Consider the following 23,289-nt stretch of genomic DNA (forward strand, 5'->3'; position numbering starts at 1 on the left):
TGGAGGATCTGCAGCTCGGGGGGCCGGTCGATCTGGCGGCGGGCGAGCAGCGAGCACAGGTGCGCGAAGCCTTCGGCGTCCAGGTCCTCGATGACGACGTGCGGGGCGATCAACGGAAGGCCTCCCAGACCTGGGCCCCCCAGGGGCCGAGCCTCACCGTGAAGGATCCGCCGCCGAACTCGGTTCCGGACGACCACCGCCCTTCAAAGCGGGCGCTGCCGTCGAAGGTGACTTTCTCCTCCAACTCATCGTCGGAGGAGTTGAACGCCATCAGCACCTCGCGTCCACCGCCCGTCAACCGGACGAGGTCCAGCGCATCACTGTCGGTGCGGAAGGCGGGCCGGGGAAGCAGGCGACGAGCTTCGTCGGGGTCGCCCAAGATCTGGATCCCACCTGCGTCGAACGCAAGGGGGTGGAGGCGGGAGTCCAGCGACGGCAGTCGGGGGCCGACGGCGACGGTCGTGCCTGCGGCGGCGGCCGCCCGCAGCGTCGCCCACACCCTTTCGTCCAGGGAGTCAAGCGTCGGCATCAGGACGACGTCGTAGCGGTCCAGCGGCGGAAGCGAGGTGGACAGCGCTCGGTCGTGGTCCACCCCGGCCCCCTGGAGCGCGGACTCGAACCCCGACTCCCACTCGCGCAGGACGTCCGCAGCCGCGTCGTCGGAGTGGAACAGGCGCATGTCCATGGGCAGCAGCTGCGAGAAGCACGGGACGGCGTCGCCCAGCACCTGGCGCGCCGCGATTCGGCGCCCTTCCGTCCGGTTGGTCACCAGCAGCACGCGCGCGTCCCGCCGCAGGGACTTCCAGTCCAGGCGCTCGAGCATGTCGTGCAGACGCGAGTACAGCGAGGACTTGTCGCGCGCGGTCCCGTCGCGCTTCATCGGGCTCCCGTACCAGCGGTCACGCTCCACGAGCATGTAGACGTTCAACGCGCGGATCCCTCCGGACAGCGCACGAAGGGCGCCCGTCTCCTCGTCGGCCGCCTCCACACCCATGGGCAGCAGCCACGGAAGCGTCAGCCACCCCGCCCCCAGCTCGCACAGGAACGGCAGCCGGGTAGACCCGGTGAGCAGCCGCGCGTAGGAGGCCATGAACCGGCCGCCCTGGCGGGTGGTGTAGATGTCGCCGGCGGCGATGTCCACCGCGCCCGACCGCTCCAGCGCACCCGTGTCGTGCGGCGTCGTGGAGGCCGGGTAGTCGTTGTGGACGAGCGGCACACGGTCCATGCCGCGATCGCGCTGCATCGACGCGAGAGCGGCCAGGGTGTCGCGCAGGTGCTGCTCCTTCCACTCCACCCAGTCCAGCCGCCACAGCTCGGGATCGTCCGTGCCGTCGCGCGGGGGCTGCACGTCCGCGAAGTCCCTGGCGCGAAACCCGTAGGCGTCGTTCAGCGCCTCGACTCGCCCGTAGCGTGCGGTGAGCCACGCGCGGTACTGGGCGATCGCGTCCGGGTGGTAGTCCATCGCGTAGGGGTGCGGCTGGAAGTGGAAGCCCAGCTCGTTGTCCACCTGACACGCGATCACCGGACCGTCCGGGTGCTGCAGCGCGGCGAGCTTGGGGATGATCTCGTCGTACCAGCCGGCGACCGCGTCCATGACGAGCCTCGACGCGTACGACGGCATGAACGCGTGGTGCGTGGCCGTCGCGAGCAGGTAGGGACGGCCGTCGCAGCGCAGCGCCCTGCAGCGGGGGTCGTCCAGGACGCGCCGCGGCCACCCCGAGTCGGGCAGCTCGGAGGCCGCGTTCGGGCCGGGACGCACCATCACCTTCAGGTCGCGGTCGGCGGCCATGCCGATGAACCGGACGATGTCCCGCGGGCCGGTGAAGTCGAAGTCGCCCGGCCCCCGTTCGTGCACCGACCACGGCACGTAGGTCGAGATGAACCCGAACCCCAGCGACCGGACCGTGTCCAGGACCGCCCCCCAGCGCGAAGGGTCCAGCCGCCAGGAGTGGACCTCCCCCGACACGAGCATCCGCTCGCGGCCGTCGATGACAAGTCCGGAGGGGGTGACCTCGACGCGGGCGCGCGTCACGCCGTCAGTAGCGCTGGCACGGGGGCCGGAACGGCTCGTCCTCGGCTGGGTAGCGGCCGAGGGGGTTGCGCTGTCCGTTGCGGACGTAGCAGTAGTGGCCGTTGGCGCCGTACCACTCGTCTTTGCCGGCCGGGTTCCACCAGATGATCGCCGCGTCGTTGACGAAGGTGTGGTCCCGGTCCTCGAAGCCGACCTTGCCCGCCATCACCTTGGGGTTGTCCGGGTTCGGGAAGCGCGTCTTCCACATCCCCTCCTGGAAGGTCTGGGGGGTGAGGTTGGGTCCCGCCATCTGGAGGCCGGCCGCCAGCATCAGGAGCTGGTGGTAGTTGTAGAAGGCGCCGAAGTACACGAACTTGTTGTTCTCGTAGTTGTAGGTCGGGTCGACCTCCATCAGCGCCCAGTGCCAGGGCATGTTCACCGGCGCGTTCCACTTGTTGTAGAAGTTCAGCCCGAACGCGTGGCGCCACTGGCCCGACGGCTGCGTGGCCGCCCAGAAGTCCTGGTCCTGGTACAGGAACGTGGAGACGATCCACTCCGGCTGGTAGCCCTGGCTCTCCGCCGCCGGCGTGAGCTGCTGCGTCGTGGACGTGTGGCACATGCAGATGAGAGTCGTCACGTCGGCCTGCGCCATGTCGATCATCGCGTTAGTCGCCTGCTGGGTGGTCGTCTCGTCGCGCTGGTTCACGCCGGCCTTGGTGAAGTTGACCTCCCGGTGCAGGATGTCGCGGATCCCGCAGGCGCCCAGCGCCCCCTTGAGCGCGGTCATGTCCGGAGACGCTGAGTTGGTGTAGGCGTTGGAGATGAGGCCGAACTTTCGCGGCAGCCCCTGCAGCGCCTCGCCGGCGTGGGTGGCGTTCTTGCCTGCAAGCTGCTTGCAGGTCAGCTCCGCGATGTGGCGGGACATTTTGTCCAGCGAAGGCAGGTAACCCCACTGGTAGGGGGCGAACTGCTCGAAGTGCGACTCGTAGCGCAGGTCCTGGTGGAACCCGATGCTGACGACCTTTCGCCGCGCCAGCTCGTCGTAGAAGAAGTAGCCGTTACCGCCCTGGTCGGAGTAGGACAGCGAGGCGAATACGTTCTTGGACGCCACGCGCTCGGCGCACGCCTTCATCTGGTTGGGGGTGTCGCCTCCGCAGCCGGTGCCCGGCACGATCACGAGTTGCCGGCCGTAGAACTCGAAGCGGCGGTTGAAAAACTGCAGCAGCCGCGGGGTTATCGTCCCGTGCTCTTCGGCCGGCATCGCCACCCGGATCTCGTTGGCCGTCACGCCGGGGGCGGTGGCCCCGCCGTTGTCGCCGTCGAAGTACGGGACGCACGGCGGCGACTGCGGGTCCTCGATCTGCCGGGGCGGGTTGCCGATGCACTGGCGCACGCGGTTCTGCTCGATCGCCTTGTTCTGGGCCTGGTTCTTCGGGTCGTCCGGGAAGCTGCCGTCGGGCAGGGGAGTGGGGCTCGGCGGCGCCGCTCCTCCGCCGGCCTCGCCATCTCCCGTACCGGTGTTGCTGACCTGGTTCTGGGGGGCATCACGCAGCGCCTGGACGGCCTCCGGGGCGTATTCCGCGGTCGGCGGCGGCGGGGGTTGGGACGGCTTGAGCGCCGCCATCATGAAGACCACGATCACCAGCGACAGCACACCGAACAGCGCGCCGGGGACCTTCTGTCGGCGGATCGCCTGGGGGTCGAGCGCAGCCATCGCCGGCGACGTCCTTTCGCGGGTGTCGGTGTATTGGTAACAGACGTCCGGGCCGCCTGCGGGAATCCGGAAGGATTTTGCGCCCGGACGGAGAACTCCTGGACGCTGCTGAATCGACAGGAGGACCAATGACGCTTCGTCGCACCCTGATCGCGCTGGTCGCCGCGGCCCTCATGGCCGTCCCGGCTGCGCCTGCTTTCGCGCACCACGACCCCGACGGCCGTCACGACGCGCAGGGCTGCTCCACGCACCCCAGCCGCGACGACCACCAGATCGTCTCCGGATGGACCGTCCACGCCGAGGACGGCCACGCAGGGATCCAGTGGACGGATGGCTACGTCACCGTGGACGCCTCGCCCGACAGTGGTGTGACCGTCACGGCCTTCGTCCCCTGGTGGGACCGCAGCGGCCCGACCCAGGGCCCGCACTGGGTGGACCTGAAGGTGACGGTCGGGCCGAACCCGAGCGCCTGCAACGAGACCCGCACCGTCAACTAATCAACGGCCACAGCCGCACGCTTTTCTCTCCGGTTGCGCCCGGTCCCCGAAAGGGGGCCGGGCGCTCCTGCTTCTGACGCCAGTACTTTGAGGCCATGCGGCCGATCGCGACGGACGGCACTCGGCGCCTGCCTGATCGGCGACCTCCGGAGGCCACATGACCACGGAAAGTTTGGTCGATCCGGGGCGTGTCCTCCCACTTCTAGGGCTGGACCCGTCCACATGCACGCTGGACAACCTCGTCCACAACCCAACGCTGACGCCGGCGATCTGGAAGGTGACTGCGGATGGGCGGCAGTTCGTAGTCAAGGCCCTCTCGTCAAGGCGCGCTGAGCCCAGGTCGGCCTGGGACGCGCACTGGTCGAGCAGGCTTCACGAGCCCGGGCATTGGAGCTACTGGGCGCGGGAGGGGCTGGCCTATACGAACGGCGTCGTCCGAGCCTTCGTTCCGGGAGGCATAGACGCACCGGATCTGCTCGCTTCGCAGCAGGAGGAGTCCCTGCTCCTGCTTCTCCTCGAGTTCGTCGAGGGACGGCCGGCGTCGACGTGGTCACTCGGGGACTACGCCGGCATGGCCGCCGCTCTCGGACGGGCGCAGGGTGAGTTCCTGACGGGACGACCGATCCCGTCGCACCCCTGGTTGAGCCGCCGGTTTATTCGCGAATACAGCTGCGAAAAGCCTGTGGACTGGTCGCTTTTGGACAGCGACGCCGCATGGAACCAGCCGCTCGTCCGCGACAACTTCCCGGCCGAACTGCGGGAGGCGGCGAAGCTGCTCCACTCGTGCAGCGAGCGCCTCTGCTCCCTGATGGAGGCGCTGCCGCGAACCCTCTGCCACCTCGACTTCTGGACCCCGAACCTCATCTGGAAGCCCGACGGGAGGATCGCCCTACTGGACTGGGCCTTCGTGGGTGAGGGCGCCATCGGCGAGGACATCGGGAACCTGGTCCCCGACGCCGCTTTCGATCACTTCGTCCCCGCGGCTGCCTTACCCGATCTGCACGAAACAGCTTTGGACGGCTACGTCCGAGGTTTGGCGCAGGCGGGATGGACCGGCGACCCGAGGCTTGCCGAGGTCGGCATGTGCGCATCGGCGGTCAAGTACGACTGGCTTACACCCTGGATGCTCGCCTCGGCCTCGGCCCAAACACAGCTCCGCTACGGAGGAACCGAGGAGATCGATGCGGTTTTCCGTTTCCGTGAGCGCGGCCTCGCTCTGCTTCAAAACGCACTGAACGCCCAGCGGGCACTGACGCTAGCGGCGGAGCTTGGCATTTGAACCAATCCCCGGCCTCCGCGGTCGAGTCGCCCCGACTGGGAGTAAGCTCTGGTGGCGCTGCCGGGCGCACCCGTCCGCGGGGAAGGGATCATCCCACCGGATGCACCACATGAAGTAGAGACGACGGACCTTCCAGCCCGATTCGCGGACGCGGGCAGACAGGAGGTTCGCCGTGTCAATGCTTCCCGATCGTCCCAGCCTCGAGCACCTGCGCAAGCAGGCCAAAGCGCTCCAGCGCGAACGGGGCACCGCCCTCAGCCAGGCGCAGCAGGAACTGGCGCGCGACTACGGCTTCGACAGCTGGCCCCGGCTGGTCCACCATGTGCGTGCCGCCGGCCTGGAGGGCATCGAGCAGGCGCTCTCGCTCGCCGACCCGGCGAAGCTGGAGGCGATACTCGAGTCCGATCCCGGCGCGGTGACGTCCGAAGTGGCCGGCCTTCAGCCACTGCTGTACCTGCTGCGCAACTCCACCGGCACGGGATCTGACATACGGACGTGCACCCGTTTGCTGCTGGATGCGGGGGCCGATCCCAACGCCCACACCGTCGAGGACGGCCACGGTCACGCCTGGGAGTTCTTCGCCCTGCGCAGCGCGGTCGACCGCAACGATGTGGAGCTGGCGAGGATGCTCATCGAGGCCGGAGCCAAGCGCGACCAGGACGCCATGTACCACGCGTGCGAGAGGTCCAACAACGCGATGCTCGACGTCCTGTGGGAGCCGGGGCTGGAGTACATGGTGGGCCACAAGCTGGACTTCGAGGACGTCCCGGGCCTCCAGTGGTTTCTGGACCACGGCGTGGACGTGAACAAGGATCTCTGCCTGCACCACGCCATCGCCCGGGGGCGAAGTCTCACGATCCTGAACATGCTGCTGGACGCCGGCGCGGACGTGAACGTGCCCTGGGACCGGTGGGACGTCGGCCGCAGGCCGCTGGCGCTCGCCGCTCGCAGCGGACACCTGGCCGCCTACGAGCTGCTTCTGGAACACGGCGCCACCGCCGAGCTGGACCCGGTCGACGAAGCGGTGCTGGCCGTGGCACGTGGAGAGTCGGTGCAGCTGCCCAAGGCGCCGCCCCCCGCCCTTGGCAACCCTGAGGGGGACGACTACGGCTGGATCCTCGGCCAGTTCGCGCTGCTGGACCGCGATGACGTTGTAAAGGCATTGCTCGACTCCGGGATGCACGTCGACACACGCGCGTGGAGCAACTTCACTCCGCTGGACCAGGCGGCAATGCACGGCCGCACCAGGACCGTGAAGCTGCTCATCGAACGGGGGGCCGATCTCACAGACTGCGCCTTCAACGAGGAGGGCCCGACTCCGCTGGACTGCGCGATCTGGGGCCTCCGCAACAACCGGGCCCTCGACGGCGACTACGTCGGCACCGTCGAAGCGCTGGCGGCCGCGGGTGCACCAACGCGGCACCAGCCACCGAGTCCCGACCCCAAGGTTGACGAGGTCCTGCGGCGGCACGGCATCTGGTGACGCAGGCCAAGGTCACTTGCAGATCGCCTGAGATGGCCCGCCCGAGTCACCGTCTGGGAACGCAGGCCTGGCTGCGGGCAGGGCTCTGACGGTGACGCTGAGGTGACGCGTCCCGGTTTACGCTGCTTGTAGCAGGGACCTAACCCAGACCACGGATCGACGGGGGCACATGGGATCCGTAGAAGCTCAACAGGTTCAGGCGCTCCAGCACGCTCGGAGCATGATCGAAGCGAGCCTCGACTCGCTGGTGTCCATCAGTCCCGACGGCAAGATCACGGACGTCAACGAGGCCACCATCAAGGTCACCGGGGTCTGCCGTGACGAACTCCTAGGAACCGACTTCTCTGACTACTTCACCGAGCCGGACAGGGCGCGGGAGGTGTACCAGCTGGTATTCGCCGAGGGAATGGCGGTCGACTATCCGCTGACGATGCGCCACACAGACGGGTCGGTCACCGACGTCTTGTACAACGCTTCCGTCTACCGCGACACGGAGGGCAATGTCCTCGGCGCCTTCGCTGCGGCCCGCGACATCACTGCGCTGAAGCACACGTTCGAGTCCGCTCGGAGCATGATCGAAGCGAGCCTCGATTCGCTGGTGTCCATCAGTCCGGAAGGCAAGATCACCGACGTCAACGAGGCTCTCATCAAGGTCACCGGCGTTCCTCGTGACGAGCTAATCGGATCGGACTTCTCGGAGTCCTTCACCGACCCTGGCAAGGCCAAGGCCATCTACCAGCTCGTTTTCGCCGAAGGAATGGCTGTCGACTACCCACTGACGATCCGCCACCGCGACGGGTCGCTCACCGACGTCTTGTACAACGCGTCGGTGTACCGGGACACTCAGGGCAACGTGCTGGGAGCCTTCGCCGCGGCTCGCGACGTCACGGCCCAGATGCGCGATCAGGCCAAGCTGGCCGAAGAGCAGGCCAAACAGCTCGAGTGGATGGCGGAACTCGAGCGATTTCAGCGTCTGACCGTCGGCCGTGAGCTCAAGATGATCGAGCTGAAGAAGGAGATCGAGGAGCTAAAGGCACGCCTCCTCGAGGCAGGCGAGCCCGATGCGCATCGCTGAGAAGCGGTCCCCCGAGGTCGATGCCGCTACTTACGCACGAGCAATCCTCAACATCCTCGACGACTTTGGCGAGGAGCGGGCGCGTCAGAGCGACACCCAGCGAGCGCTGCTCAACATCCTCGAGGACAACGACGCCGACCGGACCCACCTTGAGTCGACACAACGGGCGATTCTCAACGTCTTGGACGACGTCGACGTTGAACGAAAGAGAGTCGAGGGAGCCAACGTGGACCTGAAGGTCGTCAATGAGGCGATGCGTGACTTCACCGCCGTCGCCGCCCACAGTCTCCGCTCGCCCCTTGCGTCGATCGTCGGATTTTCCGCGGTCCTTGAGCAGAAGTGGTCGTCGCTCACGGAGGACGACCGACGGACCGCTACTGCGTCGATCTCGCGTCAATCCAGAAATCTGGCCCTGCTAGTAGACGACATCCTGATGCTGTCAAACATCGAGGGCGGCACGCTCGAGACTCGTTCCGCGGCGATCCTCCTCGAGGAGGCGATCCGTCGGTGCCTGAAAGCGCGAGGCCCGGCAGCGTCAAGTGTGTCCGTGTCGTGCGCGCCGGATCTCACCGTCCTTATGGATCCTCATCACTTGCAGCGGATCCTGGACGGCTGTGTGAGCAACGCCTTGAAGTACGGTCAGCCGCCGGTGCGAATCCGAGCAGTGCCCGTGGGCAGCGAGGTCGAGGTGCGGGTTCTCGACGATGGGCCAGGTGTTGCGCCGGAGTTCATTCCCCGGCTGTTCGGAAAGTTCGGCAGAGCCGACACCGTCGGTACGCGGGCCGAGAAAGGCACCGGCCTCGGTCTCTCGATCGTGCGCGGCCTGGCAAGAGCGAACGGGGGCGACGCCAGCTACGAGCCGAACGTCCCGCGGGGCGCCTGCTTCGTGCTTCGCCTGCGTGCGGCGGAGTCGGCCGTATGAAGGTTTTCGTGGTTGTCGAGGACGACACCGATCTTCAGTCCCTCATCCGAATGGTCTTTTCCGAGGACCCGCGCTTCACCGTAGGTGGGGCTGCGACCTCGGCAGAGGAAGGCATCGAGATGGCGCGATCGGCGGAAGCCGGAGTCATCGTCCTCGACAACGGGTTGATCGGAAAGCTGACCGGCATCGAGGCGGCGCCTCAATTCAAGGAGGTGGCGCCACTGGCGAAGATCATCCTCTTCACCGCCCGTGCCGAGCTCCAGGCGCAGGCCGAGGAGGAGCCCGCGATCGATGCGTTCCTGCTCAAGACAGACATATTCGAGCTCCTGTCGCTCGCTCAGCAGCTAACCGGTCTTGGACCACACGCGAGCACGTGATGACAGGGGGCAGTGGAAGCCTGTGACATCCGACGGTCAATTGTCTTAGTCACGGGTCTGTCGGCCATCGGCCTCACGAGCGACTATCGGCTGCGCGGCGGATGGAGTCTCTCCACCGGACCGCAGCTGTCCTTGGGTCGTCGGCGTACATGATCGCGCCGGCCACGACGATCAGGCACGAGGCTGGATCCCCGGTGAACGAGGACCGCACCGCCGCCTCCACGTCCCCCGACTGTCTGCCAATGCCGGGCATCAGAAATGGCAGGCCCGGGAAGCGTTCCCGCACCATCGCTGCTTCCTTGGGGGCCGTCGCTCCCATGACCACCCCAGCTGTGCTGCTCTTGTCGCAGCGGACCGCTAGATCGGCCACGGCCATGAACAGTGGTTGGCCGTCCGCTTGGCGGTGTTGAAGATCTGTCCGCCCCGGGTTAGATGTGTGGGCCACTACGTACACGCCGCGCCCCTCGTAGCTCAGGAAGGTGTCCAGCGAGTCGGCGCCGTGGTAGGCGTGGACGGTCGCTGCGTCAAAGGCCATCTCGTTGAAAACGGCGTGCGCGTAAGCCGCCATGGTGTTTGGGACGTCGGCTCGCTTGCAGTCCAGCAACACGGGGATGTCGGGGGGAATGGTCTCTCGAACAGAAGCCAGGCCAATCCAGCCCCTTGGACCGTACTGCTCCCAGAACGCCGCGTTGGGCTTAAAGCAACAGGCGATGTCAGAGGTTGCCTCCACGACGCGGCGACAGAACGAGACTGCGCCGTCCAGTCCCCCCTCAATCACACTCCGGTCTGGATCCAGCCCGACACAAAGAAGCGACTCTCTGTCGGTGGAGGCGGTGCGGAGCCGATCGAAGTAGTTGGTCATCGCGAGAACGATGCCACTTGGGTGGCCGCGGGACCAACTCATGTGTCCAACGAGTTCTGAGGGACCATGAACCGGTGACCAGACACCGGTTCCACGGCGACCCCGTGAGGTTCGACGTGGTCGCGTCCTTCGTCGCCGAACGATATGGACGATCGGTCAAACACGTCGCCGACGTCGCGGGTGGACAGGGCATGCTCACGCGGGTCCTACGCAAGAAGTACGGCTACGAGGCCGAGGTCGTGGATCCGCGAGGGTGGACGCTGCGGGGGGTCGCGTCCCACGAGACGGAGTTTGACGCCGAGGCCACGTCCTTCTTCGACCTCATCATCGGCCTGCACCCCGACGAGGCGACCAGAGCCGTGGCGGAGGCAGCCGTCGTCCGGCCTGTGGTGCTGGTCCCCTGCTGCAACTTCTGGGACCGCTCCCAGCGCCTCGGGACGAAGCCTCTGGTCGAGGCCATCGGCCGCTACTACGACGAAGCCGGCGTGTCCCACGAGGTGATCGAGCTCGACTTCCGGGGGCCGAAGAACCTCGCGCTGGTGTCGTCGCCCCCGTAGCGACTCGCGGTCGTGCATCTTGGGGTGGGGCGCGGAGAGAAGCGAGTGACTCGCGCGGCCTCGCGGCCGCCTCCGCGCCCCACCTGGCACCATGTTTTTTAGGTGGCGGGCCTTCGGACCGGGCAACCCAGGCGTCCTGCTGGTCACGGTCCAGTGTCCCCGGTCGGCGGGGTCCCGGGCCTATGACGTACAACAAGAGCCGTGAAGATCCGCAGCGTGCTCACAGCGGTCATCGAGGCCAACTACGACTGGACCCTCGTCCGGGTAATCACGGACGAGGGAGTCGAGGGCGTCGGGGAGTGCTTCTGCGCCCCCGGACTCACCGCGACCATCCGCGATCTCTCCGTGCTCGTGGAGGGCGAGGACGCCCGCAACGTCGAGGCGATCACCCGCAAGCTGCGCCTGGCCACGGCCCACGCGGCCTCCGGGGGCGGGACGGTCCACCATGCGATCTCCGGCATCGAGGCCGCGCTGTGGGACCTCAACGCCCGCGCGCTGGGGGTCCCGCTGTGGCGGCTTTTCGGAGGCAAGTTCCGGGACCGCGTCCGGATCTACGCCGACTGCCACGCGGGTGAGGCGCTCGAGTCCTACTCGTCGGTGCTGGTGTCCCGGACTCCGTCCTGGGCCTCCCTGGACCCCGACGAGGCGCAGGAGGTCCACTGGGCCCCCGCCGAGCGCGAGGGCGTCTACACGCCGGAGTCCTACGCGCAGCGCGCCAAGCAGATGGTCGGACGGGGCTTCACCGCCCTGAAGTTCGACCTGGACCTTCCGCTTCTGCCGGACGAGGACCTGCACGCCCGGACGATCTCGCCGCGGCAGCTGGAGCGGCAGGTGTCGCTGGCGGACGCCGCGTGTGAGGCAGCCGGACCGGACGTCGAGGTGGCCTTCGACTGCCACTGGCGCTACGCGCCGTCCGATGCGCTCAAGCTCGCGCAGGCACTGGAGTACCTTCCCGTGCTGTGGCTGGAGGACCCGACGCCGCCGGAGGACGTGGACGCGCTGGGGTGGGTGACGTCGGGGACGTCCACGCGCATCGCCACCGGCGAGAACCAGTACCTGCTGCACGGCTTTACGCGGATGATCGAATCGGGAGCGGTGAACGTGGTGGCGCCGGACGTCCAGAAGGTCGGGGGCCTGGCCGAGACGCGGCGCATCGCCGCGCTGGCCGACACCAGGTACCTGCCCATGGCCCCCCACAACATCGCCGGCCCGGTCGGGACCATGGCGTCGGTGCACGTGTGCGCGTCGATTCCGAACTTCCTGGCGCTGGAGTGGCATGCGGCCAGCGTCCCGTTCTTCGACGAGCTGGTGACGGGGCACGCGAGGGCGCTGATCCGCGACGGGTGGATCGAGGTTCCTGACGCACCCGGCATCGGCGTCGAGCTGGACCTGGAGGCGTGCCGCCGCTACGCGCGGCGCGGCGAGCCGTTCTTCGAGTAGCGGTGGACGAGCTTCTGTCGCCGGAGACGGTGGCTGCCTACCTGGCCTCCCGAGGGCTGCTCCCGGCTGGGGAGCCGGTCGAGGCCAAAGAGTTGTCCGGCGGCATCTCCAACGTCGTGCTGGGTGTGGAGGCGCGCGACTTCCGGGCCGTGGTCAAGCAGGCCCTGCCGAAGCTGCGTGTGGCCGACGATTGGCCCGCGAAGCGCGAGCGGGCGACCACGGAGGCCGAGGTCCTGAAGCTGTGCGGGCAACTGACTCCGGGCCGCGTCCCGGCCGTGCTCGACTCCGACCCGGCGTCGTTTGCGCTGACCACGGCCTTTGCGCCGGACGACTGGACGAACTGGAAGTCCAGCCTCCTGAGCGGAAACGTCGATCCGGCCGTGGCGGCGGCGCTCGGAGAGACTCTCGTGGAGTGGCACCTGCGGACTGACGGCACGGCCGGAGCGTTCGACGACCAGGAGGCCTTCGAGCAGCTGCGCGTCGATCCCTACTACCGGACGGTGATGCGCCGACGCCCCGACGTGGCGGACCTGGTGGAGCCGTACGTCGCACGGATGACGGCCACGCGGCAGTGCCTTGTCCACGGCGACTTCTCCCCGAAGAATGTGCTAGTCGGCGACGACGGGCTGTGGGTGGTGGACTTCGAGGTCGCGCACCTCGGCGACCCGGCCTTCGACCTGGCTTTCATGACAAACCACCTGATGCTCAAGTCGATTCACCGTCCGGAGGCCTCGCAGTCTTTCTTCGACTGCGCGTCGTCGTTCTGGGACGCGTACTCACGGCGCAGTCCGATCGATGGGTCCTACGTGCTCGGCCACGTCGGATGTCTGATGACGGCCAGGGTGGACGGCAAGTCCCCGGCCGAATACCTCACCGACGGCGGGCGCGAGACCGCGCGTGCCGTGGGCAAGCGTTTGCTCCAGGACCCTCCGGGCGAAATCGAGGGGGCATGGGCACGACTGGTCTGATCGAGCGCGTCTTCGCCTGGGAGGCGCTGGACTCCCGCGGCACCCCCACCGTCGCATGCGAGGTGTCCCTGAGCTCCGGCGCGACGGGGACGGTCATCGTCCCCTCCGGCGCCAGCACCGGACGCCACGAGGCGCACGAGCTGCGCGACGGCGGACAGCGCTACGGGGGCCGGGGAGTGCAGCAGGCAGTACGCAACGTCAACGACGTCCTCGGCCCGGCCGTCAAGGGGCACGATGCCGGCGACCAGCGGGGACTGGACGGGCTGCTGAGGGAGGCCGACGGCACTGCCAACCTGTCGGCGCTCGGGGCCAACGCGGTGCTGGCCGTGTCGCTGGCGGCTCTAATCGCGCGGGCCCACCACGAGTCCACGGACGTCTGGCGGCTGCTCCTGGACGGCCGGGACCCGCTGATGCCCCTGCCGATGGTCAACATCGTGTCCGGTGGCGCCCACGCGGGGGGAGCGGTGGACATCCAGGACGTGCTGGTCGTCCCGGTGGGGGCGTCGTCGTTCGCGGAGGCGATCGAGTGGTCGTGGAGAGTCCGGCTCGCAACCGCGCAGGCCTGCGAGGCGCGCCGGCTCCCGGCGACGCTGGCCGCCGACGAAGGCGGGCTCGGCCCCCGTCTGGACTCCAACCGCCAGGCCTTGGAGCTGGTGGCCGAAGGGCTGGAGAGGTCCGGACTTCAACCCGGCTCCGACGTGGCGATCGCCGTCGACGTCGCAGCGACGCAGCTGTGGCGGGACGGAAGCTACCGGCTGGAGGCCGAGGGACGCACCGTGGACGCGTCCGGGCTGCTCGCCGAGATCGAGTCGTGGTGCGACACCTGGCCGGTGGTGTCGGTCGAGGACCCGGTCGCCGACGACGACTGGGACGGGTGGTCGGAAGCGTCGCGCAGGCTCGGCCCCCGCGTTCAGCTGCTGGGCGACGACCTGTTCGCCACCAACGCCGGCAGGCTGAGCCGGGGAGCGGCGGACGGTATCGCGAACGCGGTTCTCATCAAGCCCAACCAGAACGGGACCGTCACCGGGACCAGCGATGTGCTCGAGCAGGCCCGGACGGCCGGTTACGCGACGGTGGTGTCCGCGCGTTCGGGGGAGACCGAGGACTCGTGGCTGTCGGACCTGGCCGTGGGGTGGCGGGCCGGACAGATAAAGGTGGGGTCCACCACCCGCTCGGAGCGGACCGCGAAGTGGAACAGGCTTCTTCGCATCGAGGCGGAGCCGGGCGGTGTTGCGTTCGCCGGCCGGCAGGCACTGGGGGGAAGTCATGTCGATGTCTGAGCTCGCGCGGTTCGCCGGAATGACCGCCGTCGTCACGGGGGCCGGGTCCGGGATCGGCATCGAGATGTCCCGTCTCCTGCTGGAGGAGGGAGCGACGGTTTTCGCCGCGGACGTGGACCCGTCCGGGGCCCCCGAGGGCTCGACCCAGGCCACGGTGGACGTGTCCGACGAGGTCCAGGTGCAGAGGCTCGTCGACTCGGCCGCCACCGCCACGGGGCGCCTGGACCTGATCTTCAACAACGCCGGAATCGGCTCGACCGCGGGCCCATTGGAGTGCACGGTGGAGGAGTGGGACCGGCTGTTTGCGGTGAACTGCCGGGGGGTCTTCCTCGGGACGAAGCACGCGCTGCGTCACATGCTGCCGGCCGGCAGAGGATGCATCGTCAACACGGCGTCCGTGGCGGGTCTGATCGGGCTCAAGGACCGCGCCGCGTACTGCGCGACCAAAGGCGCGGTCATCGCGTTCACAAAGCAGGTCGCCATCCAGTACGCGGGGACGGGGGTCCGGTGCAACTGCGTGTGTCCCGGCACGGTGGACTCGCCGTGGGTAGGTCGTCTGCTGGAGCAGTCCGGGGACGCGGAGGGGGCCCGGGCGGCTCTGGTCGCAAGGCAGCCGCTGGGCCGTCTCGGCCTGCCGGTGGAGGTCGCCAAGGCGGCGCTGTACCTGGCCTCCGACGACGCTGCGTTTGTCACCGGGGAGTCCCTGGTGATCGACGGCGGTATCTACGCGGGCTGAGGTCCTCCCGGATCCCACGACCGGGAGGCGAGAGTCCCCCGGGGGTCGTGCTACAACAACGAAATGACCAGGGTGTCGGAGTCCTCGCTGGGGTCGTCCACCACGTTCGTCGGACGCGAGCGGGAGCTCCGGGAGATCGCGGAGGCACTGCGCTCGCACCGGCTGGTGACGGTGTGGGGGGCGGGGGGCTCGGGCAAGACCAGGCTCGCACACCGCACGGCCCAGGACTTGTCCACGGAGTGGCCGGACGGGGCGTGGTTCGTTGAGCTGGCGCCGCTCGCGGAGGCCGAGGACCTGGCCCCCACGGTGGGGGCGGTGCTCGGGCTGCGCGACGTCTCCGGGGGCTTTTCGTTGCGGGCCCCCGACGAGGTCCTGGTGGACTTTTTGCGCCCAAAGCAGCTGCTTCTCGTCCTGGACGCCTGCCAGCACGTGCTGCCGGCGGCGACGCGGCTGGTGGAGGCGGTGCTCAGATCGTGTCCGGGTGTGAGGATCCTTGCGACGACCCGCGACCCGTTCGGCCTGACAGAGGAGATGAACTGGCGGGTTCCGCCGCTCTCCCTTCCCGGTGCCACGGCCGACGTTCAGGGTGATTCAGTCGAGCTGTTCCTGCAGCGCGTTAAGGAGGCGGCGCCGCAGCTTCTGGTGGGAGAGGCAGAGATGGCCCGCGTACGCGGGATCTGCCTGAAGCTTCAGGGAGTTCCTCTCGCGCTGGAGCTTGCCGCGGCGCGAACGCGGGACCTGCCGCTGGAGGACATCGACGCACGGCTGGGTGACGCTGTACCGTCTGCGCCCGCGGACGAAGATCAGGTCCCGCGCCGGCAGATCGTCCAATCGACCGTCGAGTGGAGCTACAAGCTCCTGGACCCGCTCGATGCTTCGGTCCTGCAGAGGGTGAGCGTCTTCGCCGCGGGATTCCCGGCGGAGGCCGCGCAGCGCGTGGCGGCCGACAGGGCGGTTCCTTGGCGCGAGATCGCCCAGTCGGTGAGCAGGCTGGTGGACGCCTCGCTGGTCGTGTCGGATCCGAGGTCCGGACGCTACCGGCTGCTGGACTCCGTGCGGCTGTACGCCTCCACCGAGCTCGCTTCGTCCGGGGAGTTCGAGACGATCAACGACCGGCACCTGCAGTGGTTCGCCGACCTCGCCGAACGCGTCGAGCCCCACCTGTTCGGAGCCGAGGACATTGTCTGGCTCGAGCGCCTTGAAGACGACCTCCACAATCTCCGACAGGCGCTGGTGTGGGCATCGGGAGCCGGATCCACCGCAGAAGGGCTCCGGCTGGCGGGCGCGCTGTGGCTGTTCTGGATCGCCCGCGGATACAGGCAGGAGGCCCTCCGGGGGCTGGAGGCGCTGCTCGACGCGCGGGGGGAGGTCGAGCCGGTGGTGCGGGCCCGGGCCATCTCGTGCGCCGGTGACCTGATGTTCGTGCTGGGACGCGACCGCAAACGGGCGCGCGAGCTGCTGGAGCAGGCGGTGGAGTCGCTGGAGGCGCTGCTCGGAAGCCAGCTCAACCGGCTGCTCTGCATGACGATGCTGCGGCTTGCCCATGCGTCCGGAGGAACGGGCGACGTAGAGGCGATGGGGAGGTGGGCCGACCGGGGGTTGGAGCTCGCCCGCAGGCTGGACGACCCTTACTGCCTGGCGGAGGGGTTGTGGGTGTCGGGGCTGGTCGAGCAGGCGTTGGGCCGGCCCGGGGAGGCCCGGGACCACTTCGAGCGGATGGCGGGCGCCGCCGGCCGAGCCGGCGGGTTCCTGCGGTACCAGGCCCAGCGGGCGCTGGGGACGATCGCCTATGGCGAAGGCGACTTCGCCACGGCCCGCAGGCACTTCGAGAAGGCGCTGTCGGAGGCGCACCGCCGCGATGACCGCCACGCGATGTCGGTAACCCTCAACGCACTGTCGCTCACACAGGTCGAGCAGGGTGACCTGGAGGCGGCTGAGGTGACCCTCAATAGGTACAAGGACCTCGTCCGCGATCAGGGCGACGATACAGCGCTGGCAACCGTCCTCAACCAGCTCGGCTACGTGTGTCTGGCGCGGGGGCAGGTCGCCGGCGCGCGGAGTCACTTCCAGGAGGCCCTGCGGCTTTACTCGGAGGCTTGGGACGCACTGGGGACGGCCAGCGTGATGCACAGCCTGGGTGAGGCCGCACAGGCGGCGGGTGATCTCGCGGGGGCGCGCCAGCACTTCGAAGAGGCGCTGTCGGAGTACAGGGACCTCGGGTCCGATCCCGGGGTCGCGCTGGTGCTGGACTCCCTGGGCTCCCTGTGCCGGGCCGAAGGCAGCATCGAGCCCTGCATGGCCATGCACCTCGAGGCGTTGTCGCTGCGTACGGACTTCGACCTGGCCCCCACGATCCGCAGGCTTGCGGCGGCCGCGTCGCTGGCAACGGATTTCAATCGCGCTGCGAGGCTCATAGGAGCAGCAGAGCGGCTGGCGACGGAGCCCACGAGGCTGGACCCGGTGGCGCGCACGGAATACGAGCAGACGGTGGAGTCGGCGCGGGAGGCGCTGGGGGCCGATGCCTTTGAGCGCGAGTCCGCTGCGGGTGCGGCGATGTCCACGGCGCAGGTGCGTGCGTTTGCGGCGGAGGTCCGGACCGCCTGATGCTCGCCGCAAGGTGGTGGGGACGTCGCGACGTCCGGGTGGAGCGCGTGCCGGACCCCCGTTCGCCCGCGCCGGGGTGGGTCCTGCTTCGCATCGAGGCCTGCGGGATCTGCGGGACCGACCTCGAGGAGTACAGGGACGGTCCGAACGTCATCCCTACCGAGCCTCACCCGCTGTCCGGCGTCTGCGCTCCGCTGATCCTGGGACACGAGTCGGTGGGGCGGGTGGTGCTCGGCGGTCCCGGCGCGACCCTGCCGCCGGACACCAGGGTTGCGGTCGAGTCGACGCTTTACTGCGGGACCTGCTGGTGGTGCGTCCGCGGCCAGCACAACCTGTGCGTGAGCATGGCGAACCTGGGCCTGATGGCGGACGGGGGCCTGGCCGAGTACATGCTCGCGCCGCAGTCCATGTGCCGGCCCGTCGCCGAGCACGTGACGCCCGAGCATGCGGCGTTGTCCGAACCGCTTGCGGTTGCCGTCCGGGCGGTCAGGGCCGCCGGAGTCGGGCAGGGGTCCAACGTCGCGGTCGTGGGAGCCGGCACCGTGGGGTTGCTCGTCACGCAGGTGGCGCGGGCGCGTGGTGCCGGCACCGTGGTCGTTGTGGACGGAATCGAGCAGCGACGCCGCCTGGCGCAGGACCTGGGGGCCGACGTGGCCGTGGCTCCCGACGAGGCCATGTCGGCCACGCGCGACCTGATGTCCGGCGTCGGTCCGGACGCGACCATCGAGGCCGCCGGCAACCCGGCAGCTGCCGCTTCTGCCGTGACGCTGACGCGCAAGGGCGGACGCGCGGTGCTGCTGGGGGTGTTCGAAGGCGAGGTCCGGATGGACATGATGGACATGCTGCTCGGCGAGAAGACGGTGGTGGCGTGCCTGTCCCACGACTTTCAGGACGACTTCGTCCCCGCGGTGTCGCTGATCGAGCAGGGGGTCGTCCGGGTGGCGCCTCTGGTGACCGATCGCGTGGCGCTGTCCGACGTCGTAGACCAGGGGTTCGAGGCACTGCTGAACGACCCCGAGGGTCACCTGAAGATCGTCGTCACCCCTTGAGCGGACTGGACCCGTCGCTGCCGCGGACGGTGGACTCGCTCGTCCGCGGGTTCATCGATCGCGGGACCGCGCTGGGGGCCCAGGCCTTTGTGGCGCACCGCGGGCGGACCGTCCTGGACGAGGCATGGGGGACGACGCACGACGGCCGTCCTGTGACCGTGTCGACACGGTTCCCTGTCTTCAGTGCGTGCAAGCCGGTCACGGCCACGGCCTTCCACATCGCGGCGCAGCGGGGGCTGGTGGCTTACCGCGATCCTGTGGCGAAAGTCATCCCCGAGTTCGCGCAGCACGGCAAGGACGAGGTCACGTGGCACCACGTCCTGCTGCACCGCGCGGGCGTGTCCGACTCGTCGCTGCAACTCATCCGGGCCGAGACATTCGCCGACTGGGACGCGGGGATAGCCGCGATATGTGCGATGCCGCCGGAGTCGGCTCCCGGGGCTGTGGTGATGTACCACCCGCTCACGGGCTCCGCGCTTTTGGCCGAGGCCGTGCGGCGGACGGACGGCCGCAGCTTCGTGGACTTCTGCCGCGACGAGATCTTCGCCCCCCTCGGCATGCAGCGCGCTACGTGGGGCCTGCCCGCCGGCTTGGAGGCCGAGGCGACGCTCGCGGTCGCCGGCGCGCCCGAGCACGAGGATCTGTTCCGCAGGTTCAACTCGCCGCAGGGCCTAAACGCCGTGCTGCCGGGGGCCGGACTGTACTGCCGCGCGCGCGACCTCGGACGCTTCTACCGCGCCTGGTGCTCCGACGGCGGGGGAGTGGTGTCGCCGGAGACCGTCCGGCTCGCGACGACGATGCACGACCGGCTGGGGGACCGCTCAGGCACGGGCTACGGCTTCCACGTGGGGGCTGAGCGAAAGGACCCGACCTTCCGCCGTGGCAACCTTGCCTCAGAGCGGTCGTTCGGCCACAACGGCTACGCCAATTCGACGGCGTGGTGTGATCCGGAGACGCAGGTATCGGCCGTGTTCTTGTTCAACCTGGCCCCGAGCGAAGCGGGCGACCGCAGGTTCAACCTGCTGTCCGACGCCGTGCACCGCGCCGTGCGGGCCTAACCGACGCCCGTGCCTCGCTGACGGCCCTGCCTTACGTGGACGGGTCCGGTTTGAGGTGGCGGTCGAAGAACTCGAGCATGTCCTGCATGCAGCGCTGCGCGTACTGCTCGAGCACGTCGAACATGTGGCCGGCCCCCTCGTACACGAGCAGATCGTTGGGGGGCCCGGCTTCGTCCAAACGCCTGTGGAACTCCCGGATCATCGGAAGCGGCGTGATCGGGTCCTCGCTTCCGGTGATCGTGCGTATCGGGGGGGCCGAGCGCGCGACGTAGGACTGGGGCGACGACTCGGCGTACAGCGCGTCGGTTGAGCCGCCCAGAAAGTTGTGGACCACGTCCTGGATCCCGAACTCCCCCCCCGGTGCCCGCATGTCGGTCATGGGATACAGCAGCAACGCCGCTGAGACGTAACTGGGCACAGTCTCGTTGCCGCCGGAGCCCTCGAACAGCCCCGGCGTCAGCGCGGTCATGGCCGACAGGTGTCCGCCGGCCGAGCCCCCGCACACCGCGATGCGAGTGTCGTCCACGCCGATGGCGGCGGCGTTGGCCCGCACCCAGCGCACCGCACACTTGGCGTCCTCCAGAGCAGCGGGCCAGCGAGCCTCGTCCACCAGGCGGTAGGAGATCGTGGCAGCCGTGTAGCCGTGGGCGGCCAGGTGCGCCGCATGGCGCACATGAAGCAGGGGATCGCCGCCGGCCCACCCTCCGCCGTGGATGAACACGACGGCGGGACGAGACTGCGCCACGTCGCGAGGTCGGTACAGGTGAAGCGTCAGGTCCCGGCCCCCGCTCCCGGCGGTCCCGTAGACCACGTCGGGCTCCCAGACCATTCCCGTGGGTGGCTCGGGCGGCGTCAGCCAGTCCAGCGCGTCGGCCACGGTGTGTCCGGGCTGCAGTTCCAGGTCGCGCGGCAGCGCCAGCATCTCGTTCATCCACGGGCTCGGCATGGCCCCAGGATGCCGCGTCCGTCACACTCTTGGGGATGACGCGCGAGCTTCGGGCCGAGCTGGTCGTGGACGCAAAGGCCCGGCTGGGCGAGGGCCCGCTGTGGGACCACCGCGACCGGGTCCTGTGGTGGCTGGACGTCGAGGGACAGCGCATCCACCGGCTCGACCCGTCCAGCGGTGAGTCGACGTCGCTGCAGGTGGCGACAAAGGTGAGCGCGCTCGCGCTTCGTCGCGCAGGCGGACTGGTCGCGGCCGTCGCCGACGGCTTCGCCGCGGTGGGCGCGGACGGGTCGCTGGAGCAGCTGGCCTCCGTGCAGCACGCAGACCCCGAGGGCCGGATGAACGACGGCAAGTGCGACTCGTCCGGACGGTTCTGGGCCGGCAGCATGTCGATGTCCGGGCCGCTGGGCGTCCTGTACCGGCTGGATCCCGGCGGCGCCGTCCGCACGATGCTTTCCGACGTTTCGATCTCCAACGGCATGGCGTGGGCCGCCGACGACAAGACCATGTACTACATCGACACGCTCGCCGGCGGCGTGGACGCCTTCGACTTCGACGCGGCCTCCGGGGACATCTCCGCCCGCCGCCGGTTTATCGAGATCCCCGATCCCGCATACCCGGACGGCATGGCCATCGACGACGAGGGCTTCCTATGGGTGGCGCTGTGGGGCGGATGGGCCGTCAACCGCTACTCGCCGGGCGGCGACCTCGACTGCACCGTCCGGGTCCCGGCCGCGCATGTCACCAGCTGCGCGTTCGGCGGCGACGACCTGGACGTCCTGTACGTCACCACGGCGAGCATGGGGCTGGCCACCGAGGCCCGGGGGGCCCAGCGGCTGGCGGGGGGGCTGTTCGCGCTGCGCCCGGGCGTGCGCGGCGTCGCCTCCAACGCCTTCGCGGGCTGATGCCGAGCGATCCGGACCAGGTCGCCGGAGTCGTTGCGGCACTCGAGGACCGCATCGCCGGCACCGTTCGGACCGACCCCATCACGCGGACGCTTTACGCCACGGACGCGTCCCCGTACCAGATCCTGCCCGCGGCGGTCGTTGTGGCACGGGAGCCCGACGACATCGCCGCCGTGATCGACACCTGCCGCGCGCACGGCCTGCCCATCACCGCGCGCGGGGCGGGCACGTCCCTGTCGGGACAGTGCGTGGGGGCCGGGCTGGCGCTTGACTGCTCGCACCTCAACCGCATCGAGCACATAGAACCCGACCGCAGGGTCGCACGGGTGCAACCCGGCGTGACGTGGTGGCAGCTCAACGAGGCCCTGCGCGACCACGGCCTGGAGTTCGGCCCCGACCCGGCGACAAAGCGGCAGTGCACGATCGGCGGGATGGTCGCCACCAACGCCGGCGGCACCCATTCCGTCGTCTACGGGGCGTCGGTGGACCACGTTGCGGCCGCGAAGTGCGTCCTGCCCGATGGCAGGGTGCTGTCGCTGAAAGCCAGCCCGGACGGGTCGATGTCCTCGGCCGGGGCGACCCCGGAGCTCGCCATCGCGCTGGAGGGGGTCCGGTCGCAGGCGCGTCCGATGCTCGGCCCCCAGTTCTCGACGCTGGCCAGGCGGGGGTCCGGCTACCAGATGGAGCACCTGTGCGCGCCGTCCCCGAACCTCGCCAAGCTCCTGGCCGGATCCGACGGGACGCTCGCGCTGATGACGTCGGTCGAGGTGACGCTGGACGAGCGTCCGGACGTCCGGGTGCTGGGGGTCGCGGGCTTTCGCGACATGCACGCGGCCGTGGCCGCGGTCCCGGCTCTGGTCGCAACCGGTCCGAGCGCGGTGGAGCTGGTCTCCAGCTCGCTGATCGACATGGCGCGGCAGGTCCCGTTCCATGCGGCGACCGTGCGCGACATCGACCCGTCCATGGGGTCGCTTCTGTACGTGGAGTACCAGGGCTCGACGCTCGCAGAGACCGAGGCCGGACTGGACCGGATGGATCGGGCGTTGGACTCCACCGGCGGCGCCGACTACCGGGCCCGGCTCGTCGACCCGGTCGCGTGCACGCGCATGTGGAACGTGCGCGAAGCGGGCGTGGGAGCCCTGTCGGCCGTGGCGGGCGGACCTTTGCTGCCGCAGGCGTTCGTCGAGGACACGGTCGTCGCCGTCGACCGGCTCCCGGGCTACATCCGCGAGCTCGATGCGCTTTTCGCCCGGCACGGCATGCGTGTCGTCTGGTACGGGCACGCGGGAACCGGGCTCATCCACACGCGGCCGTTTTTGGACATGACCAGCGCCCGGGACCTGCAGCGCCTGGAGTCGCTGATGGCAGAAGCCGTGGACCTCATCCGCGCCTGGGGCGGCGACCTCGGGGGCGAGCATGGGGACGGCCTCGCGCGCAGCTACTGGAACGAGCGGCTGTTCGGGCCCCAGATGTATGCGCAAATGCGAGCGGTCAAGTCCGCCTTCGACCCCCTCAACCTGCTCAAC

20 protein-coding genes are annotated in these 23,289 nt (G+C 69.1%); 16 read left to right on the forward strand and 4 right to left on the reverse strand.

Annotated features, from left to right (window positions below; translation table 11 throughout):
* Positions 1–109: 109 nt before the first annotated feature.
* Both VNE62_03215 and VNE62_03220 read right to left on the reverse strand, forming a co-directional pair.
* On the reverse strand, positions 110–2,032 hold the full coding sequence (locus VNE62_03215) for a beta-galactosidase (protein HVE91299.1): 1,923 nt from the start codon (positions 2,030–2,032) through the stop codon (positions 110–112).
* Between the two features lie 4 nt (positions 2,033–2,036).
* The gene (locus VNE62_03220; GenBank protein HVE91300.1) at positions 2,037–3,725 is read right to left on the reverse strand and encodes a hypothetical protein; all 1,689 of its coding nucleotides are present in this window, start codon (positions 3,723–3,725) and stop codon (positions 2,037–2,039) included.
* 128 nt (positions 3,726–3,853) lie between these two features.
* Between VNE62_03220 and VNE62_03225 the strand changes: the two genes are divergently transcribed.
* The 6 genes from VNE62_03225 (at position 3,854) to VNE62_03250 (ending at position 9,358) form a co-directional block, all read left to right on the forward strand.
* Positions 3,854–4,222, forward strand: a complete 369-nt coding sequence (locus VNE62_03225; protein HVE91301.1) for a hypothetical protein — start codon at positions 3,854–3,856, stop codon at positions 4,220–4,222.
* Positions 4,223–4,379: 157 nt separating this feature from the next.
* Positions 4,380–5,501: a phosphotransferase gene (locus VNE62_03230; protein HVE91302.1), complete on the forward strand. Its 1,122-nt coding sequence runs from the start codon at positions 4,380–4,382 to the stop codon at positions 5,499–5,501.
* 178 nt (positions 5,502–5,679) lie between these two features.
* A complete protein-coding gene (locus tag VNE62_03235; GenBank protein ID HVE91303.1) occupies positions 5,680–6,984 on the forward strand; it encodes an ankyrin repeat domain-containing protein in 1,305 nt (434 codons plus the stop codon).
* Positions 6,985–7,153: 169 nt separating this feature from the next.
* Entirely contained in the window at positions 7,154–8,059 is a 906-nt protein-coding gene (locus VNE62_03240) for a PAS domain-containing protein (GenBank protein ID HVE91304.1), read from the forward strand.
* Positions 8,046–8,981 (forward strand): HAMP domain-containing sensor histidine kinase, encoded by a 936-nt coding sequence (locus VNE62_03245; GenBank protein HVE91305.1) that lies wholly within the window; start codon positions 8,046–8,048, stop codon positions 8,979–8,981. The genes VNE62_03240 and VNE62_03245 overlap by 14 nt, the downstream gene beginning before the upstream one ends.
* On the forward strand, positions 8,978–9,358 hold the full coding sequence (locus VNE62_03250) for a response regulator (GenBank protein HVE91306.1): 381 nt from the start codon (positions 8,978–8,980) through the stop codon (positions 9,356–9,358). The genes VNE62_03245 and VNE62_03250 overlap by 4 nt, the downstream gene beginning before the upstream one ends.
* A 73-nt stretch (positions 9,359–9,431) precedes the next feature.
* Here the strand turns inward: VNE62_03250 and pyrF are convergent, their stop codons facing one another.
* Positions 9,432–10,262, reverse strand: a complete 831-nt coding sequence (gene pyrF, locus VNE62_03255; GenBank protein HVE91307.1) for an orotidine-5'-phosphate decarboxylase — start codon at positions 10,260–10,262, stop codon at positions 9,432–9,434.
* Between the two features lie 32 nt (positions 10,263–10,294).
* On the opposite strand from pyrF, the gene VNE62_03260 reads away from it, so the two are divergent.
* The 8 genes from VNE62_03260 to VNE62_03295 all read left to right on the forward strand — a co-directional run bounded on the left by VNE62_03260 (position 10,295) and on the right by VNE62_03295 (position 19,912).
* Positions 10,295–10,777: a hypothetical protein gene (locus tag VNE62_03260; GenBank protein ID HVE91308.1), complete on the forward strand. Its 483-nt coding sequence runs from the start codon at positions 10,295–10,297 to the stop codon at positions 10,775–10,777.
* 201 nt (positions 10,778–10,978) lie between these two features.
* Complete coding sequence (locus tag VNE62_03265) at positions 10,979–12,217, forward strand: mandelate racemase/muconate lactonizing enzyme family protein (protein HVE91309.1); 1,239 nt, start codon at positions 10,979–10,981, stop codon at positions 12,215–12,217.
* A gap of 2 nt (positions 12,218–12,219) precedes the next feature.
* Positions 12,220–13,185, forward strand: a complete 966-nt coding sequence (locus VNE62_03270; GenBank protein ID HVE91310.1) for a phosphotransferase — start codon at positions 12,220–12,222, stop codon at positions 13,183–13,185.
* The gene (gene eno, locus VNE62_03275) at positions 13,167–14,465 is read left to right on the forward strand and encodes a phosphopyruvate hydratase (protein HVE91311.1); all 1,299 of its coding nucleotides are present in this window, start codon (positions 13,167–13,169) and stop codon (positions 14,463–14,465) included. The genes VNE62_03270 and eno overlap by 19 nt, the downstream gene beginning before the upstream one ends.
* Positions 14,458–15,201, forward strand: coding sequence for an SDR family oxidoreductase (locus VNE62_03280; GenBank protein ID HVE91312.1), 744 nt, complete (start codon positions 14,458–14,460; stop codon positions 15,199–15,201). The genes eno and VNE62_03280 overlap by 8 nt, the downstream gene beginning before the upstream one ends.
* 63 nt (positions 15,202–15,264) lie before the next feature.
* Entirely contained in the window at positions 15,265–17,805 is a 2,541-nt protein-coding gene (locus VNE62_03285; protein ID HVE91313.1) for a tetratricopeptide repeat protein, read from the forward strand.
* Positions 17,805–18,854 (forward strand): zinc-binding dehydrogenase, encoded by a 1,050-nt coding sequence (locus VNE62_03290; GenBank protein HVE91314.1) that lies wholly within the window; start codon positions 17,805–17,807, stop codon positions 18,852–18,854. Before VNE62_03285 ends, VNE62_03290 begins: the two co-directional genes overlap by 1 nt.
* The gene (locus VNE62_03295; GenBank protein ID HVE91315.1) at positions 18,851–19,912 is read left to right on the forward strand and encodes a serine hydrolase domain-containing protein; all 1,062 of its coding nucleotides are present in this window, start codon (positions 18,851–18,853) and stop codon (positions 19,910–19,912) included. The genes VNE62_03290 and VNE62_03295 overlap by 4 nt, the downstream gene beginning before the upstream one ends.
* A gap of 31 nt (positions 19,913–19,943) precedes the next feature.
* Here the strand turns inward: VNE62_03295 and VNE62_03300 are convergent, their stop codons facing one another.
* The gene (locus VNE62_03300) at positions 19,944–20,858 is read right to left on the reverse strand and encodes an alpha/beta hydrolase (GenBank protein HVE91316.1); all 915 of its coding nucleotides are present in this window, start codon (positions 20,856–20,858) and stop codon (positions 19,944–19,946) included.
* 35 nt (positions 20,859–20,893) lie between these two features.
* Between VNE62_03300 and VNE62_03305 the strand changes: the two genes are divergently transcribed.
* Both VNE62_03305 and VNE62_03310 read left to right on the forward strand, forming a co-directional pair.
* Positions 20,894–21,763, forward strand: coding sequence for an SMP-30/gluconolactonase/LRE family protein (locus VNE62_03305; protein ID HVE91317.1), 870 nt, complete (start codon positions 20,894–20,896; stop codon positions 21,761–21,763).
* On the forward strand, positions 21,763–23,289 hold a 1,527-nt coding region (locus VNE62_03310; GenBank protein HVE91318.1), incomplete at its 3' end, for an FAD-binding oxidoreductase. The genes VNE62_03305 and VNE62_03310, both read left to right, overlap by 1 nt.

The organism is Actinomycetota bacterium (assembly GCA_035536535.1).
Classification (GTDB): Bacteria; Actinomycetota; JAICYB01; order JAICYB01; family JAICYB01; genus DATLNZ01.